This window comes from Sphingomonas sp. (assembly GCF_036388435.1).
Taxonomy (GTDB): Bacteria; Pseudomonadota; Alphaproteobacteria; order Sphingomonadales; family Sphingomonadaceae; genus Sphingomonas.
The window spans coordinates 75,908-101,486 of the sequence record NZ_DASVRV010000009.1 but is presented as its reverse complement, the minus strand read 5'-3'; the positions used below and the strand labels follow the sequence as shown (position 1 = coordinate 101,486).

The 25,579-nt window shown below is 70.5% G+C and carries 22 protein-coding genes; 18 read left to right on the top strand and 4 right to left on the bottom strand.

The window, feature by feature from the left end; genetic code table 11:
* The first annotated feature begins 172 nt into the window (after positions 1-172).
* From VF592_RS02540 to VF592_RS02530, 3 genes are read left to right on the top strand one after another with little or no spacing between them, the layout of a single operon-like run.
* Positions 173-1,213: a quinone-dependent dihydroorotate dehydrogenase gene (locus VF592_RS02540; RefSeq protein ID WP_331004027.1), complete on the top strand. Its 1,041-nt coding sequence runs from the start codon at positions 173-175 to the stop codon at positions 1,211-1,213.
* Between the two features lie 40 nt (positions 1,214-1,253).
* Positions 1,254-2,927 carry a gamma-glutamyltransferase gene (gene ggt / locus VF592_RS02535; RefSeq protein ID WP_331004026.1) on the top strand — a complete coding sequence of 558 codons (1,674 nt, stop codon included), beginning with the start codon at positions 1,254-1,256 and terminating at the stop codon, positions 2,925-2,927.
* Between the two features lie 46 nt (positions 2,928-2,973).
* Entirely contained in the window at positions 2,974-4,764 is a 1,791-nt protein-coding gene (locus VF592_RS02530) for an AMP-dependent synthetase/ligase (RefSeq protein ID WP_331004046.1), read from the top strand.
* A 42-nt stretch (positions 4,765-4,806) separates the two neighbouring features.
* Here the strand turns inward: VF592_RS02530 and VF592_RS02525 are convergent, their stop codons facing one another.
* Positions 4,807-7,707 (bottom strand): M16 family metallopeptidase, encoded by a 2,901-nt coding sequence (locus tag VF592_RS02525; RefSeq protein ID WP_331004025.1) that lies wholly within the window; start codon positions 7,705-7,707, stop codon positions 4,807-4,809.
* Between the two features lie 109 nt (positions 7,708-7,816).
* On the opposite strand from VF592_RS02525, the gene VF592_RS02520 reads away from it, so the two are divergent.
* From VF592_RS02520 to VF592_RS02470, 11 genes are all read left to right on the top strand, one after another.
* Positions 7,817-8,392, top strand: coding sequence for a NifU family protein (locus tag VF592_RS02520; protein WP_331004024.1), 576 nt, complete (start codon positions 7,817-7,819; stop codon positions 8,390-8,392).
* Positions 8,392-8,985, top strand: coding sequence for a malonic semialdehyde reductase (locus VF592_RS02515; protein ID WP_331004023.1), 594 nt, complete (start codon positions 8,392-8,394; stop codon positions 8,983-8,985). The genes VF592_RS02520 and VF592_RS02515 overlap by 1 nt, the downstream gene beginning before the upstream one ends.
* Positions 8,986-8,993: 8 nt before the next feature.
* Positions 8,994-9,620, top strand: coding sequence for a tRNA (adenosine(37)-N6)-threonylcarbamoyltransferase complex dimerization subunit type 1 TsaB (gene tsaB / locus VF592_RS02510; RefSeq protein WP_331004022.1), 627 nt, complete (start codon positions 8,994-8,996; stop codon positions 9,618-9,620).
* 2 nt (positions 9,621-9,622) lie between these two features.
* Positions 9,623-10,102: a GNAT family N-acetyltransferase gene (locus VF592_RS02505; protein WP_331004021.1), complete on the top strand. Its 480-nt coding sequence runs from the start codon at positions 9,623-9,625 to the stop codon at positions 10,100-10,102.
* 69 nt (positions 10,103-10,171) lie between these two features.
* On the top strand, positions 10,172-10,594 hold the full coding sequence (locus VF592_RS02500; RefSeq protein ID WP_331004020.1) for a Fur family transcriptional regulator: 423 nt from the start codon (positions 10,172-10,174) through the stop codon (positions 10,592-10,594).
* A complete protein-coding gene (locus VF592_RS02495) occupies positions 10,591-11,340 on the top strand; it encodes a lysophospholipid acyltransferase family protein (protein ID WP_331004019.1) in 750 nt (249 codons plus the stop codon). Before VF592_RS02500 ends, VF592_RS02495 begins: the two co-directional genes overlap by 4 nt.
* Positions 11,341-11,368: 28 nt before the next feature.
* Entirely contained in the window at positions 11,369-12,700 is a 1,332-nt protein-coding gene (miaB, locus tag VF592_RS02490; protein WP_331004018.1) for a tRNA (N6-isopentenyl adenosine(37)-C2)-methylthiotransferase MiaB, read from the top strand.
* Between the two features lie 72 nt (positions 12,701-12,772).
* Positions 12,773-13,789, top strand: a complete 1,017-nt coding sequence (locus tag VF592_RS02485; RefSeq protein WP_331004017.1) for a PhoH family protein — start codon at positions 12,773-12,775, stop codon at positions 13,787-13,789.
* Positions 13,786-14,295 (top strand): rRNA maturation RNase YbeY, encoded by a 510-nt coding sequence (gene ybeY, locus VF592_RS02480; RefSeq protein ID WP_331004016.1) that lies wholly within the window; start codon positions 13,786-13,788, stop codon positions 14,293-14,295. The genes VF592_RS02485 and ybeY overlap by 4 nt, the downstream gene beginning before the upstream one ends.
* A gap of 8 nt (positions 14,296-14,303) precedes the next feature.
* Positions 14,304-15,200, top strand: coding sequence for a hemolysin family protein (locus VF592_RS02475; protein WP_331004015.1), 897 nt, complete (start codon positions 14,304-14,306; stop codon positions 15,198-15,200).
* A 69-nt stretch (positions 15,201-15,269) separates the two neighbouring features.
* On the top strand, positions 15,270-16,652 hold the full coding sequence (locus VF592_RS02470; RefSeq protein WP_331004014.1) for a PQQ-dependent sugar dehydrogenase: 1,383 nt from the start codon (positions 15,270-15,272) through the stop codon (positions 16,650-16,652).
* Between the two features lie 181 nt (positions 16,653-16,833).
* Here the strand turns inward: VF592_RS02470 and VF592_RS02465 are convergent, their stop codons facing one another.
* Both VF592_RS02465 and VF592_RS02460 read right to left on the bottom strand, forming a co-directional pair.
* Positions 16,834-17,136, bottom strand: coding sequence for a polyhydroxyalkanoic acid system family protein (locus VF592_RS02465; RefSeq protein ID WP_331004013.1), 303 nt, complete (start codon positions 17,134-17,136; stop codon positions 16,834-16,836).
* Positions 17,133-17,594, bottom strand: coding sequence for a VOC family protein (locus VF592_RS02460; RefSeq protein ID WP_331004012.1), 462 nt, complete (start codon positions 17,592-17,594; stop codon positions 17,133-17,135). The genes VF592_RS02465 and VF592_RS02460 overlap by 4 nt, the downstream gene beginning before the upstream one ends.
* A 66-nt stretch (positions 17,595-17,660) precedes the next feature.
* Here VF592_RS02460 and VF592_RS02455 point away from each other — a divergent pair, with 66 nt between their 5' ends.
* Genes VF592_RS02455 through metK form a run of 3 tightly spaced genes read left to right on the top strand, consistent with a single transcriptional unit; the run spans position 17,661 to position 20,880 of the window.
* Entirely contained in the window at positions 17,661-18,041 is a 381-nt protein-coding gene (locus VF592_RS02455) for a hypothetical protein (RefSeq protein WP_331004011.1), read from the top strand.
* Between the two features lie 47 nt (positions 18,042-18,088).
* Entirely contained in the window at positions 18,089-19,615 is a 1,527-nt protein-coding gene (lnt, locus tag VF592_RS02450) for an apolipoprotein N-acyltransferase (RefSeq protein WP_331004010.1), read from the top strand.
* 44 nt (positions 19,616-19,659) lie between these two features.
* Positions 19,660-20,880, top strand: a complete 1,221-nt coding sequence (gene metK / locus VF592_RS02445) for a methionine adenosyltransferase (protein WP_331004009.1) — start codon at positions 19,660-19,662, stop codon at positions 20,878-20,880.
* 18 nt (positions 20,881-20,898) lie between these two features.
* On the opposite strand, the gene VF592_RS02440 is transcribed toward metK, so the two are convergent.
* A complete protein-coding gene (locus VF592_RS02440; RefSeq protein WP_331004008.1) occupies positions 20,899-21,069 on the bottom strand; it encodes a hypothetical protein in 171 nt (56 codons plus the stop codon).
* 211 nt (positions 21,070-21,280) lie between these two features.
* Between VF592_RS02440 and VF592_RS02435 the strand changes: the two genes are divergently transcribed.
* A complete protein-coding gene (locus VF592_RS02435) occupies positions 21,281-25,552 on the top strand; it encodes a Calx-beta domain-containing protein (RefSeq protein WP_331004007.1) in 4,272 nt (1,423 codons plus the stop codon).
* Positions 25,553-25,579 lie beyond the last annotated feature (27 nt).

The window sequence follows — 25,579 nt, the reverse complement described above, 5'->3', positions numbered from 1 at the left end:
TGAGGTCAGGCCGGGCCGTTCAAGTCAAAGGACGAAAAGGTGAAACCGATGCGTCCTTCGGGTCGCGGCGTCCGCATAGCAGGCTCCGACGCGACATTATTGTACGATTGTGCGGAACCGGGCGACGGCAGCTTTTGACGGGCGCCCGCATCGATGCGATGGCCGGAGTGACATGGTCCATCCGCTACGCCCCCTGCTCTTCGCGCTGCCGGCGGAGCGCGCGCACGCGGTGACGATCGCCGGGCTGGAGGCATGGGGCCGTGTGGGCGCTCCGCTGGCGGGCGGGCCGGTGCGGTCGGAACGGCTGGCGACCGTCGTCGCGGGGGTCGCCTTTCCCAACCCGGTCGGGGTGGCGGCGGGCGTCGACAAGGACGGGCGCGCGATCGCGGGGCTGTTCGCGCTGGGCGCGGGGTCGGTCGAGATCGGGACGCTGACCCCCCTGCCCCAGCCCGGCAATCCCCGGCCACGGCTGTTCCGGCTGGTCGAGGACCGGGCGGTGGTGAACCGCATGGGGTTCAACAATGGCGGGCTGGACGCGGGCATCGCGCGCGCCACCGAGGCGACACGCGCCGGGGTGCTCGGAATCAATGTGGGCGCGAACAAGGATGCGGGCGACCGGGTGGCGGATTACGTCGCGGGCGTGAGCGCGGCGGCGCGGGTCGCGGATTACGTCACGGTCAACATCAGTTCTCCCAACACGCCGGGCCTGCGCGACCTGCAGCACGGCGCGGCGCTCGACGAGCTGCTCGCGGCCTGTGTCGAGGCGCGCGGGGGGGCGCCCTTGTTCCTGAAGGTCGCGCCCGATCTGGAGTGGGACGCGGTGGAGGACATCGCGCGGGCGGCGATCGACCGGGGCGTCGACGCGCTGGTGGTGGGGAACACGACGGTGACGCGACCGGGGCTGCGTTCGCCCAACGCAGCGGAGGGCGGCGGGCTGTCGGGCCGGCCGCTACGCGAGCTGGCCGCGCGCAGGCTCGCCGACTTCGCGCGCGCGACCGGGGGCGCGCTGCCGCTCGTCGCGGCGGGCGGGATCGATACGGGGGCGGAGGCCTATGCCCGCATCCGGGCGGGCGCGAGCTTGGTGCAGCTCTATACGGGGCTGGTTTACGGTGGGCCGGGGCTGCTCCGTCGGATCGCGCGGGAGCTCGACGCACTTCTCGCGCGGGACGGGTTCGACACCGTCGCGGAGGCCGTAGGGGCGGGCGGACGCTGACCGCTTGCACGGGCGCGGCGCGGCGCTAGGGTCCGGCGCGATGATCCGTTACCTTCTCGCGCTCTTCGCGCTGCTTCTGCCCGCCTCTGCGTTCGCGCAAGGCGCGGTGACCTCCGCCGATCCGCGGGCGACCGAGGCGGGGCAGACGATCCTGCGCCAGGGCGGTTCGGCGGCCGATGCGGCGATGGCGATGATGCTCGCGCTGACGGTGGTCGAGCCGCAATCCTCGGGCATCGGCGGGGGCGGGTTCCTGGTCCATCATTCGGCGGGCGGCCGGTTGCAGACCATCGACGGTCGCGAGACCGCACCGCGCGCGGCGACGCCGGCGCGGTTCGTGGGGCCGGACGGGCAGACCTTGCCCTATCGCCAGGCGGTCGGCGGCGGGCGGTCGGTCGGGGTGCCGGGCAATTTGCGGCTGATGGCGCTGGCGACCCGGAAATGGGGGCGCCTGCCCTGGGCGCGGCTGTTCGAGCCCGCGATCCGGCTGGCGCAGGGCGGCTATGTCGTGACCCGGCCGCTGGCGGGCGCGGCGGCGAACCTCCAACCCGCCTGGGGCGATTTCCCCGCGACCGCCGCGCTCTACGCGCCGGGCGGCAAGCCGGTCACGGAGGGCGCGACGGTGCGCAATCCCGCGCTCGCCGCGCTGCTGCGCCGTGTCGCGGCCGAGGGCGCGGACGCCTTTTACACCGGTGCCAATGCCCGCGCGCTGCTGGCGGCGGTGAACGGGAGCGTGGGCTCGCCCCGCGATATGACCGCCGCCGACCTGGCGGGCTACCGCGCGAAGGAGCGCGCGCCGGTGTGCGGACGCTACCGCGCGTGGCGCATCTGCGGCATGGGCCCGCCGTCGAGCGGGGCGACGACGGTGCTGGGCATATTGGGGATGCTCGAGCGGTTCGATCTCAAGGCGCTGGGCCCTGCGTCGGCGCAATCCTGGCACCTGATCGCCGAGGCGATGCAGCTCGCCTATGCCGATCGCGAGAAATATCTGGGCGACGCCGATTTCGTGGCGGTGCCGGTCGCGGGGCTGATCGATCCCGCCTATCTGCGGCGGCGGTCGGGGCTGATCTCGCCGCTCCGCGCGCTCGGCGCCTATCCGGCGGGCAACCCGCCCGGCGCCCCCGCCCGCACCCCGGCGGTACAGCGCGAGGTGGCGGGAACGACACATTTCGTCGCGGTCGATGCGAAGGGCAATGTCGCGTCCATGACCTCGACGATCGAAGGGCCGTTCGGGAGCCAACTCGTCGTCGGCGAGGGTCTGGGCGGATATGCCCTCAACAACGAGCTCACCGATTTCACCTTCGCGCCCGAGCGGGACGGCGCCCCCGTCGCCAACCGGGTCGAAGGCGGCAAGCGGCCGCTGTCGTCGATGGCGCCGACCATCGTTTATGACGCCAAGGGCCGGCCCGTCTTCACCGTCGGCGCGGCGGGGGGCAAGACGATCATCATGCAGGTCGCCAAGGCGCTGATCGCGCATCTCGACTGGGGCCTGCCCGCGCGTGCCGCCCTGGGCGAGGGGCTGGTCTATTTCGGGCGCGATGGCGTGATCCTGGAGGAGGGCACAGCGCGCGCCGCGCTCAAGCCCGAGCTGGAACGGCTGGGCCACAAGGTCGTGATCGGCAAATTGGGGCTGAAGGCGAACGCGGCCGAGCGGACGCCGGCCGGCTGGCGCGGCGCGGCCGATCCGCGCAGCGTGGGGACGGCGCTGGGCGAATAGGCGTGCGCGTGATTGACGCCCGGCGAAACGGGCGCGGGAGAGAATGATGCGGAGTCTGGAGCCGTTCCCCAATCTGGTGACGATGTTTTTCACGCGGGCACGGGAACGCGGGGACCGGCCGTTCCTGTGGCGCAAGGAGAACGGCGCCTGGGTATCGACGAGCTGGGCGGACGCGGCGCGGCAGGTGGCGAGCCTGGCGGCGGGGCTGACCGCGATCGGCATCGAACGCGGCGACCGGGTGATGCTGGTGTCGGAGAATCGGCCCGAATGGTGTCTGTCCGACCTGGCGATCATGGCCGCGGGCGCGGTGACGGTGCCGACCTATGTCACCAACACCGAGCGCGACCATGCGCACGTCATGGAGAATTCGGGCGCGCGCGCGGTGATCGTGTCGACCGACAAGCTCGCGCGCACGTTGATGCCCGCCGTGCTGCGCGCGTCGGCGCCCCAGATCGTGATCGGCATCGACGAGATGCGCGTGGCGCGGACCGGGGTCGACTTCCACGGCTGGCGCGACCTGATCGCCCGGCACCCGACCGATCCCGCCGAGGCGGAGCAGCGCGCGGATTTCGCGCGGGGCGACCTGGCGTGCATCATCTACACCAGCGGCACCGGCGGCGCCCCGCGCGGCGTGCGCCAGCATCACGGCGCGATCCTGCACTGCGCCGCCGCGTGCATCGACGCGATCGGCGAGGATCTGGGGATCGAGGAGAACGAGACCTTTCTGTCCTTCCTGCCGCTGTCGCACGCCTATGAACATACCGGCGGGCAGTTTCTGCCGATCGGCATGGGCGGGCAGATCTATTATGCCGAGGGGCTGGAGAAGCTCGCCGCCAACATGGAGGAAGCGCGCCCGACGATCATGTTCGTCGTGCCGCGCCTGTTCGAGGTGCTTCACCAGCGGATCAGCAAGGGCGTCGCCAAGCAGGGCCGGCTGTCCAACTGGCTGCTGGAGCAGGCGATCGCGGTGGGCGCGCGCGACTATCACGGCACGCTTCGCATCGTCGACCGCCCGACCAAGCTGCTGGTGGACACGCTGTTCAAGCCGAAGATCGCCAGGCGCTTCGGCGGGCGCCTGAAGGCGATGGTGTCGGGCGGGGCGCCGCTCAATCCCGATGTGGGCGTGTTCTTCCATTCGATCGGGGTGCTGGTGCTGCAGGGCTATGGCCAGACCGAGGCCGGGCCGATCATCTCGTGCAATCGGCCCAAGGCGGGCATCCGCATGGACACGGTCGGCCCCGCGCTGCTGAACACCGAGGTCAGGATCGCCGAGGACGGCGAGATATTGTGCCGGGGCGAGCTGGTCATGCACGGCTATTGGCGCAACGAGGCGGAAACCGCGCGGGTGCTCAAGGACGGGTGGCTCCACACGGGCGATATCGGCGTGATCGACGAGGCGGGCCGGGTGAAGATCACCGACCGCAAGAAGGACCTGATCGTCAACGACAAGGGCGACAATGTCGCGCCGCAAAAAGTGGAAGGGATGCTCACCCTCCAGCCCGAGATCGCCCAGGCGATGATCCATGGCGACCGGCGACCCTATATGGTCGCGGTGCTGGTGCCCGATCCCGAATGGACGCAAGCATATTGCGCGGCCGGCGGCGCCCCGTGCAGCTTCGCGAGCCTGGCGGACGACCCCACATACCGCGCCGCGCTGTCGGCGGCGGTGGAGCGGGTCAACAAGGAGCTGTCGGTCATCGAACGCGTCCGCCGCTTCGTCATCGCCGACGAACCCTTCACGATCGAGAACGAGCAGATGACCCCGTCGCTCAAGATCCGGCGCCACGTGCTGAAGGAAGTGTACGGCGCACGGCTGAACGGGCTGTATCGGGGGTAGGCGTCCCGGCTCCCTCTCCCGCCGGGAGAGGGAGGACGGGAGCTACTTCGCGCCGCTCTTGGGCAGCACCGCGAAGGTCCAGTCGCGGTCGGGACGCAGATATTTCGCCGCCGTCTCCTGAAGCTGCGCGGGGGTGATGGTGACATAGTCCTCCGCGATCCGCCTGGTCGCCTCCACGCGACGCTCGTCGAACGCGCCGCCGCCGAGCTGGCCGAGCCAGAACTGGTTCCCGCTCGACGCGCGCAGGATATATTGCGTCATGGGGCGCAGCACGCGCTGAAGCTCGTCATCGGCGATCGGGGTCTTGGCGAGGTCGGCGGCGATCTCGCGCGACATGCGGAAGAACAAGGGCACGCCGTCGGGCGCGACCTGGCCGACCGCGAGCAACCGCCCACCGCCGGGCAGGCCGACGGGCCATTGGCTCTGCACCTGCGGGCTGTAGCTCGCCCCCGCCGCCTGGCGCAGCCGTTCGAAAAGCCGGTCGCTGAACACCTGGGCCAGGACATCGAGGCGGCGCGATTCCGCGATCCCCTCGATCCCGCCGCCGGTCGGCCAGGCGATGACCGCCGCGGCCTGGTTGGCCGGGCCGCTATGCGTGCGCATCACCGGGGTCGCTACATGGGCGGGGAAGCGCACGGGCTTGGGGCTCGCGAGCGCCTGGCCGCGCGGCTTCATCGCGCCGAAGCTGCGCGCGACCGCGTCGATCGCGGCCTCGGCGGTCGTGTCGCCGAAGATCGACACCTCGATCGGCCCCGTCTTCAGCAGCGGTTCCCACAGGCGGCGGAAGCTGCCCGCGTCGAGCTTCTGGATGAGCTCGGGACCGGGCGCCGCCCAGCGCGGGTCGCCGTCGCGGAGCAGCCCGTCCAGCTCGCGCCCGATCACGCCGCCCGGCGACGCATCGTATCCACGCGTGGCGGCGAGCGCGACCGCGCGGGCGCGGTTGACGGGCGCGGGGTCCCAGCCGGGCTGGGCGAGCTTGGCCGCGAACAGGCGGAGCTGGTCGGCCAGATCGGCGCGATTGGTCATCGCGTTGAACGAAAAGGCGTCGTCCTCGATATTGAAATCGAACCCCACGCGGCGGCCCGCCACCAGGGCTTCGAGGTCATTCTGGTCGAGCTTGCCGATCCCGCTGGCGACGAGCGCGAGGTCGCCCGCCCAGGCCGGGGTCGCGCGGTCGGTCGGCAAGGCGTTCTGCCCGCCGCCGAAACGGACGCGGACATAGACGCGCCCCGTCTCGCCACTGTTCGGAAACAGCAGCAGGCGGGTGCCGTTGGCGAAGGTGACGGTCTCCAGCTCCAGCCCCTGCGCCTTGACGCGGCCGGCGACGGTGCCGGGCTTGCCCAAAGCGGGAAGCTGCGCGAAAGTGACGTCACGCGACTGGCGGCGCTGGCCGGCCAGCCCCGCCACATCGGCCTTGAGCGCCACGTCGAGCTTGGCCTGGGCGGTCGGATCGGGGGTGCGGGTATTGACCACCGCGCGGGTCACGCCCTCGAACAGCTTTCTGGTCGAGGCGAGCACGGCGGCCGGCGTGAACATGCCCTTGGCGCGCGCGTCGGTGAAGATGCGATAGGAGGTGTCGGGGGCGGTCGTGACCTCGCGGATCTCCAGCGCCTCGGCGATGTCGTCGGCCTGGCGTCCGCCCGCCTCGACCCGCGCGGTCTCCACCTGGGTGCGCAGCGCGGTGTCGTAGTCGGCGAGTTCGCGGTCGATCTCGCCTTGCGTCGGCGGGGCGTTCTCCGCGTCGGCGATGACCGCGCGCACGTCCTTCAGCGCCGCCGCCCAGTCGTCGCCGACCGGCACGATGTTGACCGAGGTGACGTTGCCCGACCGGTACACGTCGTCGAGCGTCACGCTCGCCTGGAGGAAGCTGCCGCCGCCGCGCGCGCGCTGTTCCAGCCGGCGGCTGATCACGCGGCCCGCGACCGTGTCGACCATGCGGCGCTGGTTGAAGATCACCGTGTCGTCCCGGTAGGTCCAGGGGCGGATCGTGGCGGTGGCGACGATCGGCGGCAGGCCGGGCTCGGCCAGGGTCGCGGTCGCGGGCCTGGACGGGTCGGGACGGCCGAAATCCGGGTCGCGCGGCTCAGGGCCGACGCCCTTCCAGCCGCCGAAATGCTTGGCGATGCCGGCGGCGAAGACACTGGGATCCATGTCGCCCGCGATCACCACCACGGTGCGGCTGGGGCGATACCAGCGGTCATGGAAAGCCTGAACCGTCCGCGCGTTCGCCGCCTCCAGCGTCTTGACCGATCCGATGGGCGAGCGATCCGCGAGCGGCTGCCCCGCGAAGAAGGTGGAGCGGATCAGGTCGCCGAAGCGCACCTGGGGCCCGGGCTGTTCGCGCTGTTCGGCGAGCACGATCGGGCGCTCGGCGGAGACGCTGGCCTCGGTCAGCGTGGGGGCGGCCATCATCCCCGCCATGATCTTCAGGCTCTCGTCGAGCCCGGTGACGGTCGCGCCGGGCAGGTCGAGTTTGTAGAGCGTTCCCGTCGGCGTCGTCTGCGCGTTCGAATCCGACCCGAAGGTCGCGCCCAGCCGCTGCCACACCCGCTTGGCCTCGCCGTCGGGGACGTGCTGCGACCCGCGAAAGCTCAGATGCTCCAGGAAGTGGGCAAAGCCGCGCTCCCCGTCGGTCTCGTGGAGCGAGCCCGCATCGATGCGGACGCGCACCGCGACCTGGCCGGGCGGCACGCCGTTGCGGCGCACGGCGTAGCGCACGCCGTTGGGCAGCGTTCCGAACGACCAGCCCGGATCGGGGGTGATGTCCGACCCCTTGTAGAGCCAGGGCGCGGGATCGACGCCGGGCGGGGTCGCGGCCCTGGGCGGCGCGGCGGCGGACGCCACGCTCTGCGCGGGCGCGACCTGCTGACCGGTAGCGGGAAGCCCGAGGCCGAGAAGGATGGGGAGGAGCGAGACGCGGAGCACGCGCGGGGAGAACGCCATATCCGCCCCATGTAGCGATCCAATATGAACGCCGCCAGACGGACACGGGATATGGGCATCGCTGATCGCGCCGCTTGATCCCGCCTCCCCGCCGCGCCACATGCGCGCCATGTTCATCGAAACCGAAACCACCCCCAATCCCCAGACGCTCAAATTCCTGCCCGGCAGGACCGTCATGGACATGGGCACCCGCGACTTCGCCACGCCCGAGGAGGCGGAGGCGAGCCCGCTGGCCGAGGCCATGTTCGCGCTGGGCGACGTGACGGGGGTGTTCTTCGGCAGCGACTTCGTGTCGGTCACCGCCGCGCCGGGAACCGACTGGGCGATTCTCAAGCCCGATATCCTAGGGCTGCTGCTCGACCATTTCTCCGCGCAGATGCCGCTGTTCCGCCAGGGCAGCGCGGCGGGGATCAGCGTGCCGGCCGATATCGGGGGCGAGAACGACGATCCCGCCGACGCCGACATCGTGGCGCAGATCCGTGAGCTGATCGACACGCGGGTGCGGCCCGCCGTGGCGAACGACGGCGGCGATATCGTCTACCGGGGCTTCGACAAGGGCAAGGTGTACCTGCAGATGCAGGGCGCCTGTTCGGGCTGCCCCTCCTCCTCGGCCACGCTGAAGAACGGGATCGAGCAATTGCTGCGCCATTACGTCCCCGAAGTCACCGAAGTGCGGGCGGTCTGATGCGGCAGCCCCTGTCCGACGCCGCGCTCGACCGGCTGTTCCGCGAGGCCCGATCGGCCAATGGTTATACGTCCGAGCCGGTGAGCGAGGACCAGCTCCGCGCGCTCTACGATCTGGTCAAGATGGGGCCGACCTCGGCCAATCAGAGCCCCGCGCGCTTCGTCTGGTGCGTGTCGGCCGAGGCCAAGGAGCGGCTGGCCGCCTGCGCCAGCGGCACCAACGGCGGCAAGATCCGCCAGGGCCCGGTGTCGGTGGTGATCGGCATGGACCTGGAATTCCACGAACATCTGCCCGAGCTTTTCCCCCATGCCGATGCGCGCAGCTGGTTCACCGGCGACCAGGCCCTGCGCGAGGCGTCGGCATTCCGCAATTCGACGCTGCAGGGCGGGTATCTGATCCTGGCGGCGCGCGCGCTGGGGCTCGATACCGGGCCGATGTCGGGGTTCGACGCCGCCGCGGTCGACCGCGCCTTCTTCGCCGACCAGCCCCGCGTCACGACCAACTTCATCGCGACGCTCGGCTATGCCGATCACGCGACGATCTTCGGACGCAGCCCGCGTCCCGCGTTCGAGAAGTTCAACCGGATCGTCTGATCAGCCGGGTGCCGACGCTCGTCATCGAGACCGCGACGGCGGCCTGTTCGGTCGCGCTGATCGCAGACGGGCGCGTGGTGGCGCGGACGCACGAGCTGGTCGGGCGGGGCCATGCCGAGCGGCTGATACCGATGATCGCCGAGCTGCCGGACGGCGGCCGGGCGGCGCGGGTGCTGGTCGATTGCGGGCCGGGGAGCTTCACGGGAATTCGCGTCGGCATCGCCGCGGCGCGCGGGCTGGCGCTAGGCTGGGGCGTGCCGGTGGTGGGCTATTCCTCGCTCGCGCTCGTTGCGGCGGCGGCGCTTGGGGCGCGGCCCGATCTTCGCCGGGTTGCGGCGGTGATCGAAGGGGGACATGGTGAGGTCTTCATGCAGGCTTTTGACGCGACCCTCCTGCCGCTCGGCGACCTGGCCAGCCTGACGCCCGCGGCGGCGCTGGCGCGGCTGGACGGCGTGCCCGCCTTTGGGTCGGGCGCCGCGCGCCTGCTCGCGGTCGATCCGCGACTCGACGCGACCGACATGCTCCCCGACGCGGCGCAGGCGTGGCGGTTGCCGAACACGCGCGCCGCCCTCGCCCCCCGCCCGCTTTACGGCCGCGCGCCCGACGCGAAGGTCGCGGGCGTGGCCCCGCGCTGAACGTGGCGACCCGCGCCCTCACGCTGCGCCTCGCCGGCGCGCGCGACATCGGGGCGGTGGACGCGCTGATGGGGCAGGCCTTCGACCCGCGCTACGGCGAGGCCTGGACGCGTGGCCAGTGCTTGGGCGTGCTGGCGATGCCGGGCGTCATGCTGATGATGGCCGAGGTGGAGGACGAGGCGGCGGGCTTCGCGATGACGCGGCGGGTGCTCGACGAAGCCGAACTGCTGCTGCTCGCGGTCGCGCCCGAGCATCGCGGGCACGGGGTCGGCGGGGCGCTGCTCCGTGCGGCGGCGGCGGAGATGACGGCGGGGGGCTGCGACAAGCTGCACTTGGAAGTGCGCGCGGGCAATCCGGCGACGCGGCTCTACCTCGCCCATGGGTTCGCCAAGATCGGCGAGCGGCGCGGCTATTATCGCGGCGTCGACGGCCTGCTTCACGACGCGCACAGCTACAGCCTGTCGCTGCCGATGATCTATTGAGAATCGATTGCGCTTTTCGCAACAAGCCTGAACGCCTATGGGACGCGCAACCTGGATTGGACCGGCAGCATGGCGCGCAAGATCGACCTCGAGACACTCTGCAACCAGAAGGGTCTGCGCATCACCGAGCAGCGCCGCGTGATCGCGCGCGTGCTGTCGGAGGCGGAGGATCACCCCGATGTGGAAAAGGTCTATGCCCGCGCGTCGGCGATCGATCCCGGCATCTCCATCGCCACCGTCTATCGTACCGTGCGCCTGTTCGAGGAGGCGGGCATCCTCGACCGGCATGATTTCGGCGACGGCCGCGCGCGCTACGAACCCGCGCCCGAGGCGCATCACGACCATCTGATCGACGTCGAGACGGGCCGCGTGATCGAGTTCGTCGACCCGGAGCTGGAGCAGCTGCAAAAGGCGATCGCGGAGAAACTGGGATTTCGCCTCGTCGATCACCGGATGGAGTTGTACGGGGTCAGTCTCGACCGGAAGGCGTGAAGGCGCTACGCATCGCCGCCCGGCTGACGGGGTTGATCGGCCTCCTTCTCGGCAGCCTGGCGCTGCACGGGGCGTGGCGTCTCCTGCGCCTTCCCTCGCCATGGCCGCGGCGTTTCCTTGGCGCGGCGGCCTGGATATGCGGCGCCCGCGTGCGGGTCCGCGGGTGTCCGCCACGCGCGAGCAGCCTGATCCTATCGAACCATTGCGGGTGGCTCGACATCCTCGTCCTCGGCGGTGCGACGGGCGCTGCGTTCGTCGCGAGGGGCGATCTGCAGGGAGTGCCGCTCATCGGCCGGCTGTGCCGCACCAACCGCACCTTGTTCGTCGACCGCGCCGATCGCCGCGCCATCCACGATCAGGTAGCGCAGCTGCGCGGCGCGCTGGCCGAAGGGCCGGTGGTGGTCTTTCCCGAAGGCACGACCAGCGACGGCGTGGTCCTCCTGCCGTTCAAGCCGGCGCTGCTGAGCGCGCTCGATCCTGCGCCCCCCGGCATATGCGTGCAGCCCGTATTCCTCGACTACGGCACCGCCGCGCCCGAGGTCGCCTGGGCCGAGGACAAGGGCGAGAACGGCATCGAGAACGCGCTCGGCATATTGGGCCGACGCGGAACGGTTCCGGTCACGATCGACTTTCTCGAGCCCTTCGATCCGGCCGTGGTCGGTGATCGCAAGGCGATCGCCGCGGAAGTCCGCCATCGGATCACCGCCGCCCTGCGAGCCGCCGGGTCGCGCATACGGGTCGCGTGAGCCGCCCTTTGTCGCTATGGGCGCGGCCATGAAATCCGACCCCAAGACCTTTCACGTCAAGTCCTTCGGCTGCCAGATGAACGTCTATGACGGCGAGCGCATGGGCGAGCTGATGGCGGCGCAGGGGCTCGTCGCGGCCGAGGCGGACGCGGCCGATCTCGTCATCCTCAACACTTGCCACATCCGCGAGCGCGCGACGGAAAAGGTGTATTCGGACATCGGGCGGCTGCGCAAGGACGCCGGGAAACAGGGCCGCACGCCGATGATCGCGGTGGCGGGCTGCGTCGCGCAGGCGGAGGGCGAGGAGATCGTCCGCCGCGCCAAGGTCGACGTGGTGGTCGGGCCGCAATCCTATCACAACCTGCCCGGCCTCGTCGCCCGTGCGGCGACGGGGCTGCCCGCGCTCGACACCGACATGCCGATCGCGAGCAAGTTCGGCGCGCTGCCCGCGCGGCGCAAGGTGGGGCCGTCGGCGTTCCTGACGGTGCAGGAGGGGTGCGACAAATTCTGCACCTATTGCGTGGTGCCCTATACGCGCGGCGCGGAGGTCTCGCGGCCCTGGGGCCAGGTGATGGACGAGGCGCGCGCGCTGGTCGACGCCGGCGCGCGCGAGATCACGCTGCTGGGGCAGAACGTCAACGCCTGGACGGGCGAGGACGAGGCGGGGCGTATCCAGGGGCTGGACGGGTTGATCCGCGCGCTCGACCGGTTGCCGGGCCTCGCGCGCATCCGCTACACGACCAGCCACCCCAACGACATGACGCAGGGGCTGATCGACGCGCACCGCGATGTCGGGAAGCTGATGCCCTTCCTGCATCTGCCGGTCCAGGCGGGGTCCGACCGGGTGTTGCGCGCCATGAACCGCAGCCATGACCGCGCCTCCTATCTGCGGCTGCTCGACCGGGTGCGCGCGGCGCGGCCCGACATAGCGCTGTCGGGGGACTTCATCGTCGGCTTTCCCGGCGAGACCGAGGCCGAGTTCGCGGAAACGCTGAGCCTGGTCGACGCGGTCGGCTATGCCCAGGCCTTCTCGTTCAAATACAGCCCGCGCCCCGGCACTCCCGCCGCCGCGATCGCGGCGCAGATCGCGCCGGCGGTGATGGACGATCGGCTGCAACGCCTCCAAGCCGCGCTCAACCGCGACCAGCAGGCGTTCAACCGCGCCACCGTGGGGCGCAGCTGCGACGTGCTGGTCGAGCGGCGGGGCAAGCTGCCCGGCCAGATGCTCGGCAAGTCGCCCTGGCTGCAATCGGTGCACCTGCTGACGGGCGCGGCGATCGGCGACCTGGTCGAGGTCGAACTGACGGCGGCCGGACCCAATTCGCTGACGGGTAGCCCCTTCGCGCTCGCCGCCGAGTGAGCCGCGCACCTTTTCCGCTTGCCCGATCGTTCCCATGTCGACGACGATGACCGTGGCAATCCCAGGAGGCGCATGAGCCGTAAACCCGTTCCGGCCCAGGCCGGCGACCGTTCCCGCGTCGAACTGGTGTTCGACAAGCCCCAGACGCTCGCGGCGTTGTTCGGCCAGTATGACCAGAACCTCGTGGCGCTGGAGAATCGGCTGGGCGTCTACATCACCGCGCGCGGCAACCGCGTCCAGCTTGAGGGGTCGGCCGAGCAGGTGGCGTTGACGCGCGACGTGCTCCACGATCTCCAGGCGCGGATCGGGCGCGGCGAGGAGGTCGATACCGGGCTGGTCGACGCGGCGATCGCGATGGCGTCGGAACCGGTGCTCGACGGCATCGTCCGCGCCGATGCGGGCAGCCTCCGCGCGCCGGGCGTGATGATCCGCACCCGCAAGAAGACGATCGTGCCGCGCACCCCCGCCCAGGCGCATTACATGCGCGCGCTGACCGCGAACGACATGATCTTCGCGCTGGGGCCGGCGGGGACGGGCAAGACCTATGTCGCCGTCGCGCAGGCTGTGGCGCAGCTCATCACCGGCTCCGTCCAGCGGCTGATCCTGTCGCGCCCCGCGGTCGAGGCGGGCGAACGGCTGGGCTTCCTGCCCGGCGACATGAAGGAGAAGGTCGATCCCTATCTCCGCCCGCTCTACGACGCGCTCTACGACTGCCTGCCCGCCGAGCAGGTCGAACGGCGGATCGCGAGCGGGGAGATCGAGGTCGCGCCGATCGCCTTCATGCGCGGGCGGACGCTCGCCGACGCGTTCGTGATCCTCGACGAGGCGCAGAACACCACCCCCGCGCAGATGAAGATGTTCCTGACCCGCTTCGGCCAGAACAGCCGCATGGTGATCTGCGGCGATCCCAACCAGGTCGACATCCCCGGCGGCGTGTCCGCATCGGGTCTGGCCGACGCGGTGCGGCGGCTGGAAGGGCTGGAGGGAATCGCCATGGCGCGCTTCACCTCGGGCGACGTGGTGCGCCACCCGATCGTCGGGCGGATCGTCGAGGCCTATGAGGGCGCGGACGCGGGCGCAGGAGCGTGATCGAGATCGCGCTTTCCCGCGAGGAGCCCTGGCCGGACGCCGATTGGGACGGGCTTGCCGAGCGCGCGGCGCGGGCGGCGGTGGAGCGGACGCCGCACGGCGAGCTGATCGCCACGCGTGCCGCGATCGAGATATCGGTGCGCCTGACCTCGGATGCCGAGGTGCAGCAGCTCAACCGGCAATATCGGGGCAAGGACAAGCCGACCAACGTCCTGTCCTTTCCGATGATCCAGCCCGACCTCCTCGAGACGGTCACGCTCAATTCGGACGATGGCGAGGTGTTGCTCGGCGACGTCGTGCTCGCCCACGGCGTGTGCGCGGGCGAAGCGGCCGAGCGCGGGATCGCGCTCGCCGATCACGCGGCGCATCTGATCGTGCATGGCGTCCTGCATCTGCTGGGTTATGACCATATCGACGACGGGCAGGCGGAAGCGATGGAACGGATCGAACGCGAGGCGCTTTCGTCCCTGGGTCTGCCCGATCCCTATCTGATACGCGAGGACTGACCACCGACATGGCCGACGGCCCCAGTAGCACCGACGCGGACAGTATCTGGGGCGGGCTGAAGCGCGCCATTTTCGGCGACCAGCCCGAAGACAAGCTTCGCGACCAGCTGGAGGAAGCGATCGACCGGCACGAGGGCGATCCCAGCCCCGATGCGGCGGGCGACCTGTCGCCGCTGGAACGACAGATGGTCCGGAACCTCCTGCATTTCGGGGAGCGCGACGCGGGCGATGTCGGTGTGCCCCGCGCCGATATCATCGCGGTGGAGGAAGGCACGAGCTTCGCCGAACTGGTGCGCATCTTCGCCGAGGCGGGGCATAGCCGCCTGCCCGTCTATCGCGGCAAGCTCGACCATATCGTCGGCATGATCCACATCAAGGACGTGTTCGCGATCCTGGCGACCGGCGCCGCCAGGCCGCCGACCATCACCAGCTTGATGCGCGAGCCCCTGTTCGTGCCCATGTCGCGCGGCGCGCTCGATCTGCTCGCCGACATGCGCCAGAAGCGCGTCCACCTGGCGGTCGTGCTCGACGAATATTCGGGGACCGAGGGGCTGGTCACGATCGAGGATCTGATCGAGGAGATCACCGGCGAGATCGAGGACGAACATGACGAGGCGCCCCAGGCGCTGATCGTGCCCTTGGCAGGCGGCGCCTGGGAGGCCGATGCGCGCGCCGAGCTGGAGGACGCGGCGCTGCTGATCGATCCCCGGCTGGGCGAGGCGGAGGAGGATGTCGACACGCTCGGCGGGCTGGCCGCGGTGCTCGCCGGTCGCGTACCGCGGGTCGGCGAATGCGTCGACCATCCGTCGGGCTGGCGCCTCGAGGTGGTCGAGGCCGACGAGCGCCGCATCAACCGGCTGCGGCTCCACCCGCCCAGGCCGGAACCCGAGGACCCGGACGAGTAGAGCGACGGCTTTCGCCGCGCCCGCGCGGGTAGGATTGTCGGGACGCGCGCGCTGCCTTACCTTCCCGCCATGCTCAGACCCATATTGATCGTTCTCGGCCTTCTCGCGCTCGTCGTCGCGGCGGGGGTGACCTATCTCGCCTGGCCCGACGAGGCGACGCTGCCGATCGAGGCGGTGCAGGGACAGCGGCCCACCATCGGGGCGCCGCGCGTCCAGACCTTGCCCACGGTCGAGATCGCCGAGGTCGTCGGCTGGGGCGGCGGGCGCCCGACCGCCGCCGCCGGGCTGGCCGTCCAGCCCTTCGCCACCGGGCTCGACCATCCGCGCTGGCTGTATCGCCTGCCCAATGGCGACGTGCTGGTGGCGGAGACCAACTCGCCGCCCCGGCCGAAAAAGGGGATCACCGACATCATCATGGGCTGGCTGCTCGGCCGCGCGGGCGCCGGGGTTCCCTCGGCCAACCGCATCACCCTGCTGCGCGACGCGGACGGCGACGGCACCGCCGAGGTGAAGACGCCGTTCATGACCGGGCTCAACTCGCCCTTCGGCATGGCGCTCCACAAGGGGCAGCTCTACATCGGCAATACCGACGCGCTCGTCCGTGTACCCTATGTCGAGGGACAAACGCGGATCACCGCCAGGCCCGAGCTGGTGGTCAAGCTCAACCCGGCGGGCAATCACTGGTCGCGCGGCGTGATCGTCGCGCCCGACGGCGAGACGCTGCTGGTATCGGTCGGATCGGCATCGAATATCGCGGAAAAGGGCCTGGAGGCGGAGAAATACCGCGCCAACATCCTCCAGGTCTGGCCCGACAAGAATTGGCGCGTCTACGCGGCGGGCCTGCGCAACCCGGTCGGCATGGCGATCAACCCGGTCACCAGGCAGCCCTGGACCGTGGTCAACGAGCGCGACATGCTCGGCTCCGACCTCGCCCCCGATTACCTGACCCAGGTCGAGTTCGGCGATCATTTCGGCTGGCCGTGGTTCTATTGGGGCGGCTATCCCGACCGCCGTGTCGAGCCCGGTAACGCGCCGCTCCAGCAATATTCCAAGCGTCCCGATTACGCGATGGGGCCGCATGTCGCGGCGCTGGGGCTGACCTTCACCGACGGGCTGAAGCTGGGCGACCGCTTCGCCAGCGGCGCGATCGTCGGCGAGCACGGGTCGTGGAACCGCAAGCCCGTGTCGGGATACAAGGTCGTCTACGTACCCTTCGGCGCCAACGGCTTCCCGGTTCCGGGCGCCAAGCCCGTCGACCTGCTGGCGGGGTTCCTCGACGGCGAGGGCAAGGCGCGCGGGCGGCCGGTGGGCGTGATCGGCGACCGCACGGGCGCGTTGCTGGTCGCGGACGATGTGGGAAATGTGGTGTGGCGGGTGGCGGCGCAGGCGCAAGGCGCACACCCGCGGCTCGCGGGCGAGACGCCCAAGCCCGGCCGGCCCAGCGCCGGCTAGGACCGACAAAGCCTGTCCTGAGCGCCTGCCTTGGCAGGCGGTCCAAGGGCGGCTTCGCCGCGGCGGATACGTCTTGGGGTGGGAGCGACGCGGCAAAGCCGCGCCGTCGGACGGTTCGGCCGGGCCGACCGCCGGCCGGGCTCGCGCCGTCTCGCGAATAGCTGCGCTACCCGCGTGCGGGCTACTCCAGCAATTTCGGCCCGTTCGCCTTCAGCGCCGCCTGGATCTGCCCCGCGAACATCCCCAGCATCGCCGGCAGTTCGAGGCGCGCATGGACCGAGGTCTCGCGCACGTCGAGCCGCGCGTCGACGCGCTGGCCCATCGCCTCCACGGTGAAGTGCAGCGTGTCGCCTTCCCAGGCGTGCCGCGAGACCTGTCCGCCGGGAATCCAGCCCGCGAGTTTGCCGAACCCCTGTTCGACGCGGCGGCGGGCTTCGGCCTGGCCGAGCTTGTGGGGCAGGTCGACTTCGACGGGAGCGGTCATGCGGTCACCTCTGCGGGGGTGGAATGGGCGGGGACGAGCTCGGTGGCGAAGATCATGGCGTCATCGGCGAACGCCTTGAACTCGAGCGCGTTGCCGCTGGGGTCGCGGAAGAACATCGTCGCCTGCTCGCCCGCCTGGCCGGGGAAGCGGACATGGGGTTCGATCCCGAAGGATATGCCGGCCGCGGTCACCCGGTCCGCCAGCGCGCGCCAGTCGGCCATGGCGAGCACCACCCCGAAATGGGGCACCGGCACATCGTGCCCGTCGACCGCGTTGGTGACCGCGACCGGCCTGGCCGCGGGATCGAGATGCGCGACGATCTGGTGGCCGAACAGGTCGAAATCGATCCAGTGATCGCTCGACCGCCCCTCCCCGCAACCGAGCGTGTCGCGGTAGAAATGCCGGGCGGCGGCGAGGTCGTGGACCGGGAAGGCGAGATGAAAGGGGCGTAGCGTCATGCGGTGCTTCTAGCAGCTCGATACGCGTGACGGGAGACGGAACAGCGCCCGCGCGTTGGGACCGTCATGAGCAAGTCAGCAACCGACATCATGGGCGACATCGTCGCCGCCGCCGCGATCGACGCGGTGGTCGCGTTCAAGACCGCGTCCAGGGGGGTGCCGAACGCGCTGCTGCGCGACCTGGGCGCGGTCCACCCCAATACGACGCTGGCCGACCTGCCCGCCGAGGTGCGTGCCGCGATCACCGGGGGCGTCCGCGCGGCGTTCACGCGGTTGCAGAAGGAAGGCTATGTGATCGCGCCGGCCGGGGGCGGGCCGACGGGTCCGGCCGCCCCGCCGCGACCCCGGCCCGCCCCCCGCGCGCCGGGCAAGCCGCCCGTCGTCGAGACCAAGCGCCGCCCGCCGGGCCCGCGCGGTGCGCCCAAGGGGCCGCCCAAGCCGCGCTGATCCGGGCGGGATTGTACCGCGGGGCGTGCCGCACCATAGCTGCGGGCGTGTTTCTCCATCCCGCTCTCCTCTCGCTCCTCCTCGGCGCGGTCGCCGCCTGCGGGTTCGCGCCGCTCCAGCTCTGGCCGCTGACGCTGCTCGCGGTCGCGGGCTGGGCATGGCTCGTCCACCGCGCGCCCAGCCTCAAGCGCGCCCTGTGGCTGGGTTACGCGTTCGGGGTCGGGCATTTCACCGTCAACAACAACTGGTTCCAGCACGCCTTCGACTTCCAGGACGCGATGCCGCCGGTGCTGGGCTATTTCGCCGCGGTGGCGCTCGCACTGTATCTGGCGGTCTATCCGGCGATGGCGGCGGGGATCGCGTGGCGGTTTCGCGGTCGGCTGCCCGATGCGGGCTATGCGCTCGCCTTCGGGGCGGCGTGGATCGCGACCGAATGGCTGCGCGCGGTGATGTTCACCGGCTATGCCTGGAACCCGCTGGGGGTGATCTGGGTGCCGGTGCCGGGGGTGGCGCGGATGTCGGCGTTCATCGGCACCTATGCGCTGTCGGGGCTGACGCTGGTCGCGGCGGTGGGCCTCCTGTCGCTTCCCGCACGGCGCTGGGCCTTTCCGGCGATCGCGGGGGGAGCGGTCGCGCTCGCCGCGCTGTCCGCTCCCCTGACCCGCGCGCCCGACGGGGCGCCGGGCGGCGCGTTGGTGCGGGTGGTGCAGCCCGATATCGGCCAGGAGGAACGCGGCCCCGATGACGGCGAGCGGGTGCTGCGCGCGCTGCTCGCGCGGTCGGGCGAGCCCGGCCCCGTGCCGCGCCTCGTCGTCTGGCCCGAGGGGGTCGTGCGCGACCTGCTGGAGGACGGTTACCCGCGCTATATCTATGGCGACCGGTTGCCGGGCATCATGCGCCGCCGGATCGCGAGCGTGCTGGGGCCCCGCGACCTCGTCCTGACCGGCGGCACCGCGCTGACATTCGACGCGGCGGGCGATATCGCGGCGGCGACCAATTCGGTGTTCGCGGTCGACGCGGCGGCACGACTGCGCGGGCGATACGACAAGGCGCATCTGGTGCCTTACGGCGAATATCTGCCGATGAAATGGCTGCTCGAGCCTTTGGGGCTCAGGCGGCTGGTGCCGGGCGATTTCGACTTCTCGCCGGGGCCCGCCCCACGCAACCTCGTCCTGCCCGGCTTCGGCGCGGTCGGGATGCAGCTCTGCTACGAGATCATCTTCTCGGGCGAGGTGGTGGATCGCCGCGCGCGGCCCCGCTTCCTGTTCAACCCGTCCAACGACGCGTGGTTCGGGCGCTGGGGTCCGCCCCAGCATCTGGCCCAGGCCCGGATGCGCGCCATGGAGGAAGGGCTGCCGATCGTCCGCGCGACGCCGACGGGCATCTCGGCGGTGATCGCCGCCGACGGGCGGCTGCTGGCGTCGATCCCGCACGAACGCGCGGGCGCGATCGAGGTGGCGATCCCCCAGGCGCTGCCGCCGACCCTGTTCGCGCGCTGGGGCAATCTCGTGGCGGGACTCGTCGCCGCGATGCTGCTGGCGGGCGCGATTGCCATCCGCGGACGGCGGCGCTAATGGACATATAAAGCTTTCTTTATATGTCCGGGAACATCGACCGCATGCGCAATTCCTTCACCTTCACGTCCGAATCCGTGTCCGAGGGCCATCCCGACAAGGTCGCCGACCAGATTTCCGACGCGGTGGTCGACCTGTTCCTGTCCAAGGACCCCCAGGCGCGGGTCGCCTGCGAGACGCTGTGCACGACCAACAAGGTCGTGCTGGCGGGCGAGATCCGCGGCAAGGGCGTGTACGAGCGGGGCGAATGGGCGCCGGGCGTCACCGACGAGATTGAGGCGGCGGTCCGCGCCACGGTGAAGCGCATCGGCTACGAGCAGTCGGGTTTTCACTGGCGGACCTTCGACTTCTCGAACAACCTTCACGGCCAGTCCGCCGAGATCGCGATGGGCGTCGACGAAAGCGGCAACAAGGACGAGGGCGCGGGCGACCAGGGCATCATGTTCGGCTATGCCAGCGACGAGACCCCCGGCCTGATGCCCGCCACGCTCTATTACAGCCACAAGATCCTGGAGCGCATGGCCGCCGACCGCCATTCGGGCGCGGCCCCGTTCCTGGAGCCCGACGCCAAGAGCCAGGTGTCGCTCCGCTACGAGCATGGCGTCCCCGTCGCCGCCACCGCGCTGGTCGTGTCGACCCAGCACAAGGCGGGTTATTGCGAGAAGGGCGAGAATGCCGACCCCAAACTCTATGCCGAGCTGCGTTCCTATGTCGAAGCCGTGCTCCACGATGTCCTGCCCGACGGCTTCATCACGCCCGAGACTAAGATGTACATCAACCCGACCGGCGCGTTCGAGATCGGCGGGCCCGACGGCGACGCCGGGCTGACCGGGCGCAAGATCATCGTCGACACCTATGGCGGCGCGGCGCCGCACGGCGGCGGCGCGTTCAGCGGCAAGGACCCGACCAAGGTCGATCGTTCGGCCGCCTATATCTCGCGCTACCTGGCCAAGAACGTCGTCGCGGCAGGCCTGGCCAATCGCTGCACGATCCAGCTCTCCTATGCGATCGGGGTGGCCGAGCCGCTATCGGTCCATGTCGACACCCATGGCACCGGCACCGTGGCGGAAGACGTGCTGGAGCGCGTGCTGCCGTCGCTGGTGCGGCTGACGCCCAAGGGCATTCGCGAGCATCTGCAGCTCAACGCGCCCATCTATCAGCGCACCGCGGCCTATGGGCATTTCGGGCGCGAAGCCGAGGGCGGCTATTTCACCTGGGAACGGACCGACCTGGTCGATCGGCTGAAGGCCGCGGTCGCGGGCTGAAGCCCTGTGTCGGCGGCGTCAGTGGACGTCGCCGACCTTCTTCGGCCCCCGCCAGACCTCGCAGACCGGGCAATCGGCATCGGCCTTCGCCGCGCGCAGTGCCGCCCCGTCATCGGGAGCGTCCACGTCCTTGCCTTTGACGATCCGCCCCTTGGCTTCGCGCAATTTATATACCCGGTAGTGCGCCACGCCCCCTGATCCCCTCCATCGGGTCCCCCGACCCGTGCCCCGCAAAGGTATAGGGATAGCCCGGATCGGCCGTTATCGCAATGGCTTAGCTCCCCCGTTCCGGTTCGGGACATCGGGCTGTTTCGTCATCACCCCGTCACCTATCGCGTCTAGCGCTCGGCCGGGTTAACGCTTCGGCAACCAAGTCATTCAGCTTTCGGGGGAAATTCGCGTGGCCACGACGACCTTCATTAACGAATTCCATTACGACAATGCCGGTGCCGATTCGGGCGAGGGTTTCGAGGTCGCGGGCGTGGCCGGAACGAACCTGGCAGGGTGGAAGGTCGCTTTCTACAATGGCGGCACGACCGCGGCGTCCGCCCAGAATGCCGTCCAGTACCGCATCGTGGACCTGGCGGGCATCATCGCCGACCAGCAGAACGGCTTTGGCGCGATCGGCTTCACCCTGCCCGTCGACGCGATCCAGAACGGTGCGCCCGATGGTTTCGCGCTGATCGACCCGAACGGCGCCGTGGTCCAGTTCCTGTCCTATGAAGGCGTGCTCCGCGCCGCCGACGGCCCCGCCGCCGGGCTGACCAGCATCGACATCGGCGTTTCCGAAACGAACGGCACGGCCGTCGGATCGTCGCTGCGCCTCACCGGCACGGGCACGACCTATGAGGATTTCAGCTGGGCGCCGGCCGCGCCCAACAGCTTCGGCGCGATCAATGCCGGCCAGACTTTCGGCACCGCAGCCGCCGCGCCCACGCTGTCGATCGCCGATGCGAGCGTGGCGGAGGGCGATGCGGGCACGACCGCCCTCACCTTCACCGTCACGCGCTCAGGGGACCTGAGCGGCGCGTCGTCGGCCGACTACGCCGTCGCCTTCGGCACCGCGACCGCCGACGACCTGTCGGGCGCGATCACCGGGACGGTGACCTTCGCCGCCGGCCAGGATATGGCCACCCTCACCATCCAAGTCGCGGGCGATACCGTCGTCGAGCGCGACGAGAGCTTCACCGTCACCCTGTCGGGCGCGGCGGGCGCGACGCTCGACGACGCGGTCGCGACGGGCACGATCACCAATGACGACCGCGCGCCCGCGGTCGCCGGCACCGCGTTCATCAACGAACTGCTCTACGATCCGGCTGGAACCGACACGAACGAGCGCGTCGAGATCGCGGGCACCGCCGGGCTCGACCTCGCCGGCTGGTCGCTGGTGCTGTATAACGGCAATGGCGGCGCTTCCTACCGCACCATCGCGCTGTCGGGCGTGATCGCGAACCAGGACGACGGGTCGGGCGCGCTGGCGTTCGACGCGGTCGGCCTCCAGAACGGCGCACCCGACGGCATCGTCCTGGTCGATGCGGGCGGCCGCGTGGTGCAATTCCTGTCCTATGAGGGCAGCTTCACCGCGGTCGGCGGCCCCGCCGACGGGCTGACCAGCACCGATATCGGCATCGCCCAGTCGGGCACCGAGCCCAACACCGTCTCGCTCCAACTCAAGGGCGACGGCTTCGACGCCGAATCCTTCACCTGGACCGCCGGCACCGCGTCGAGCTTCGGCCAGATCAATGCGGACCAGAATTTCATCGCCGCCAACCCGGCGGGCACGCTGCGCGTCCGCGACGCCAGCGTGACCGAGGGCGACGACGGCTTCCGCGATATCGCCTTCACCGTCACCCGTTCGGGCGGCGCGCAAGGCGCTTTCTCGCTGCGCTTCGACGCCGTGTTCGGCGAGGGCGCAGGCCAGGCGAGCGCCGCCGACTTCATCGGCGACACGGGCGGATTCATATTCTTCAACGACGGGCAGTCCGAGGCCACCATCCGCCTGCGCGTCGCGAGCGATACCGTCGGGGAGCCGGACGAGCGGTTCACGTTGCGCATCTCCGGCCCGACGGACGGACCGACGATCGGCGACGGCGAGGCGACCGGCACGATCGTCAACGACGACCTCGCCCGGCTCGCCATCCACGACATCCAGGGACTCGGCCATCGCTCGGCGTTCGAGGGGCAGACGGTGGTCACGTCGGGCGTGGTCACCGCGCTGGGATCTAACGGCTATTATCTCCAGGACGCGACCGGCGACGGCGACACGCGCACCTCCGATGCGATCTTCGTGTTCACCGGCTCCGCCCCGACCGGCGTCGCGGTGGGCGACCGGCTGGAGATCGCGGGCCGCATCGACGAGTTCGCGGGGAGCGCCGACGCGCTGCCGATCACGCAGATCTCGCCCCGGACCGTGACGCTGATCGAGGCGGGCGTCGCGCTGCCGACGGCCGTGCTGGTCGGCCCGGACGGCGTGCGTCCCCCGACCGAGAATCTGGAGGACGACGGCTTCGCCTCTTATGACCCCGCGACCGACGGCCTCGACTTCTTCGAGTCACTGGAGGGCATGCGCGTGACGGTCCAGACGCCGGTCGCGGTCGCGCCGAGCAGGGGCGGTTCGGTCTACACCGTCGCCAGCCGCGGCGGTGACGATCCGGTCGCGACCGGGCTGTCGAAAGACGGATTCGTCGTCATCGACGGCGGCGCGGGCGGGCTCGGCGTCACCAATTCGGGCGCGGGTTCCGACTTCAATCCCGAACGCATCCTGATCGGGTCGCTGTCGGGCGCGGTGCCGAGCGTCGCGGCGGGCAGCGAGTTCGCCGACGTGACGGGCGTGGTCTCGTACCGGCAGGGCAGCTATACCGTGCTCGCCGGGTCGGCGCCGACCGTCACTTCGGCCGCGGCCGCGCTGACCGGCGAGGACACGACGCTGCTGGGCAGCGACTCGCGGCTGATCGTCGCGACCTACAACGTCCTCAACCTCGACCCGAACGATGGTGACGGCGACCGTGACCTGGGCGAGGGCCGCTTCACCCGGATCGCGACCGATATCGGCGTGCGCATGGGAGCGCCGGGGATCGTGGTGCTGGAAGAGGTTCAGGACGATGACGGGTCGGCCAACACGGCGGTCACCTCGGCGAGCGTGACGTTGCAGACGCTGGTGGACGCGATCTTCACGGCCTCCGGGGTGCGGTACAGCTTTCTCGACAATCCCTTCATCACCGAAGACGCGAGCGGCGGCGAGCCGGGCACCAACATCCGCGTCGCCTTCCTCTACCGCGCCGATGTCGTGACCTTCGAGGAAGGGTCGCTGCGCACCGTGCCGGGCGCCGAGCAGACGCCGGGTTCGGCCTTTTCGGGCGCGCGCCCGCCGCTGGTGGGCGATTTCGTCTTCAACGGCGAGACGGTGACGGTGATCGGCAACCACTTCACCTCCAAGCTCGGCGGCAGCGCGCTGTCGGGGTCGATCCAGCCCTCGGTCGCGGGCGGCGAGGCCAAGCGCGCCGCCCAGGCGGATGTCGTCAACGACTATGTCGACACGCTGCTCGCGGCGGATGCGGACGCCAACATCATCGTCGCGGGCGACTTCAACGAGTTCCAGTTCGAGGAGCCGCTCCGCGTGCTCACGGGCGAGCTCACCTTCGACGGCGCGGCGATCAGCGGAACGGGCGCGGCGGTGCTCCAGAACCTGACCTATCTGCTCCCGGCGAACGAGCGTTATTCCTATGTGTTCGAGGGCAACGCCCAGCAGATCGATCACATCCTCGTCTCGGGCGCGCTCGGCGCGGGCGCGGCGACGGAAATCCTCCACATCAACCGCGACGAGTTCGCGTCCGACCATGATCCCGTGCTCGCCGCGCTCGACATCGGGGTGGCGGTGGTCCGCCGGGAGGGAACGGCGGCGTCGGAGACGCTGACGGGCGGCGCGGGTCGCGACCGGCTGGAAGGGCTGGGCGGCGATGACCGGCTGCGCGGTTTCGCGGGCGACGACATCCTGGTCGGCGGCGCGGGCGACGACACGCTGGAAGGCGGCGCGGGCGACGACCGGATGCAGGGGGGTGCCGGCGACGACGCCTACCTCGTCGACACCGCCGGCGACCGGGTCGAGGAAGACGCCGATGGCGGCGTCGACACCGTCAGGACCAGCCTCGCCGGCTATACGCTCGGCGCCGGTGTCGAGGTGCTCCAGTTCCAGGGGGTGGCCGACGCGACCGGTACGGGCAACGCGCTGGCCAATACGCTGTTCGGCAACAGCGGCGCCGACCGGCTGAGCGGGCTGGCGGGCGACGACCGGCTGGTCGGTGGCGCCGGGGACGATGTGCTGATCGGCGGCACGGGGCGCGACAGTCTGGAGGGCGGCGCCGGCGCGGATCGATTCGTGTTCGCGCGCGGCGACTTCGCGACCGTCGCCAAGCCCGATTCGATCCGCGACTTCGACGTGAACCGGGGCGACGTGATCGACCTGGTCGATCTGGGCGGGCTCGACTTCATCGGTACGGCAGGCTTCGGCGCGCAAGGCACCGCCGAGCTGCGCTATCAGAACCAGGGACGGTTCACCTTCGTCTATGGCGACCTGGACGGCGACGGCCGCGCGGATTTCGCGATCCAGCTCGACGGCGCGAAGGCGCTGACCGAGGAGGATTTCGTGCTGAGCAGCGGGCCGGTCCTCATCTGAGCCGACGCGCCCCGGCCGAACGGGCAA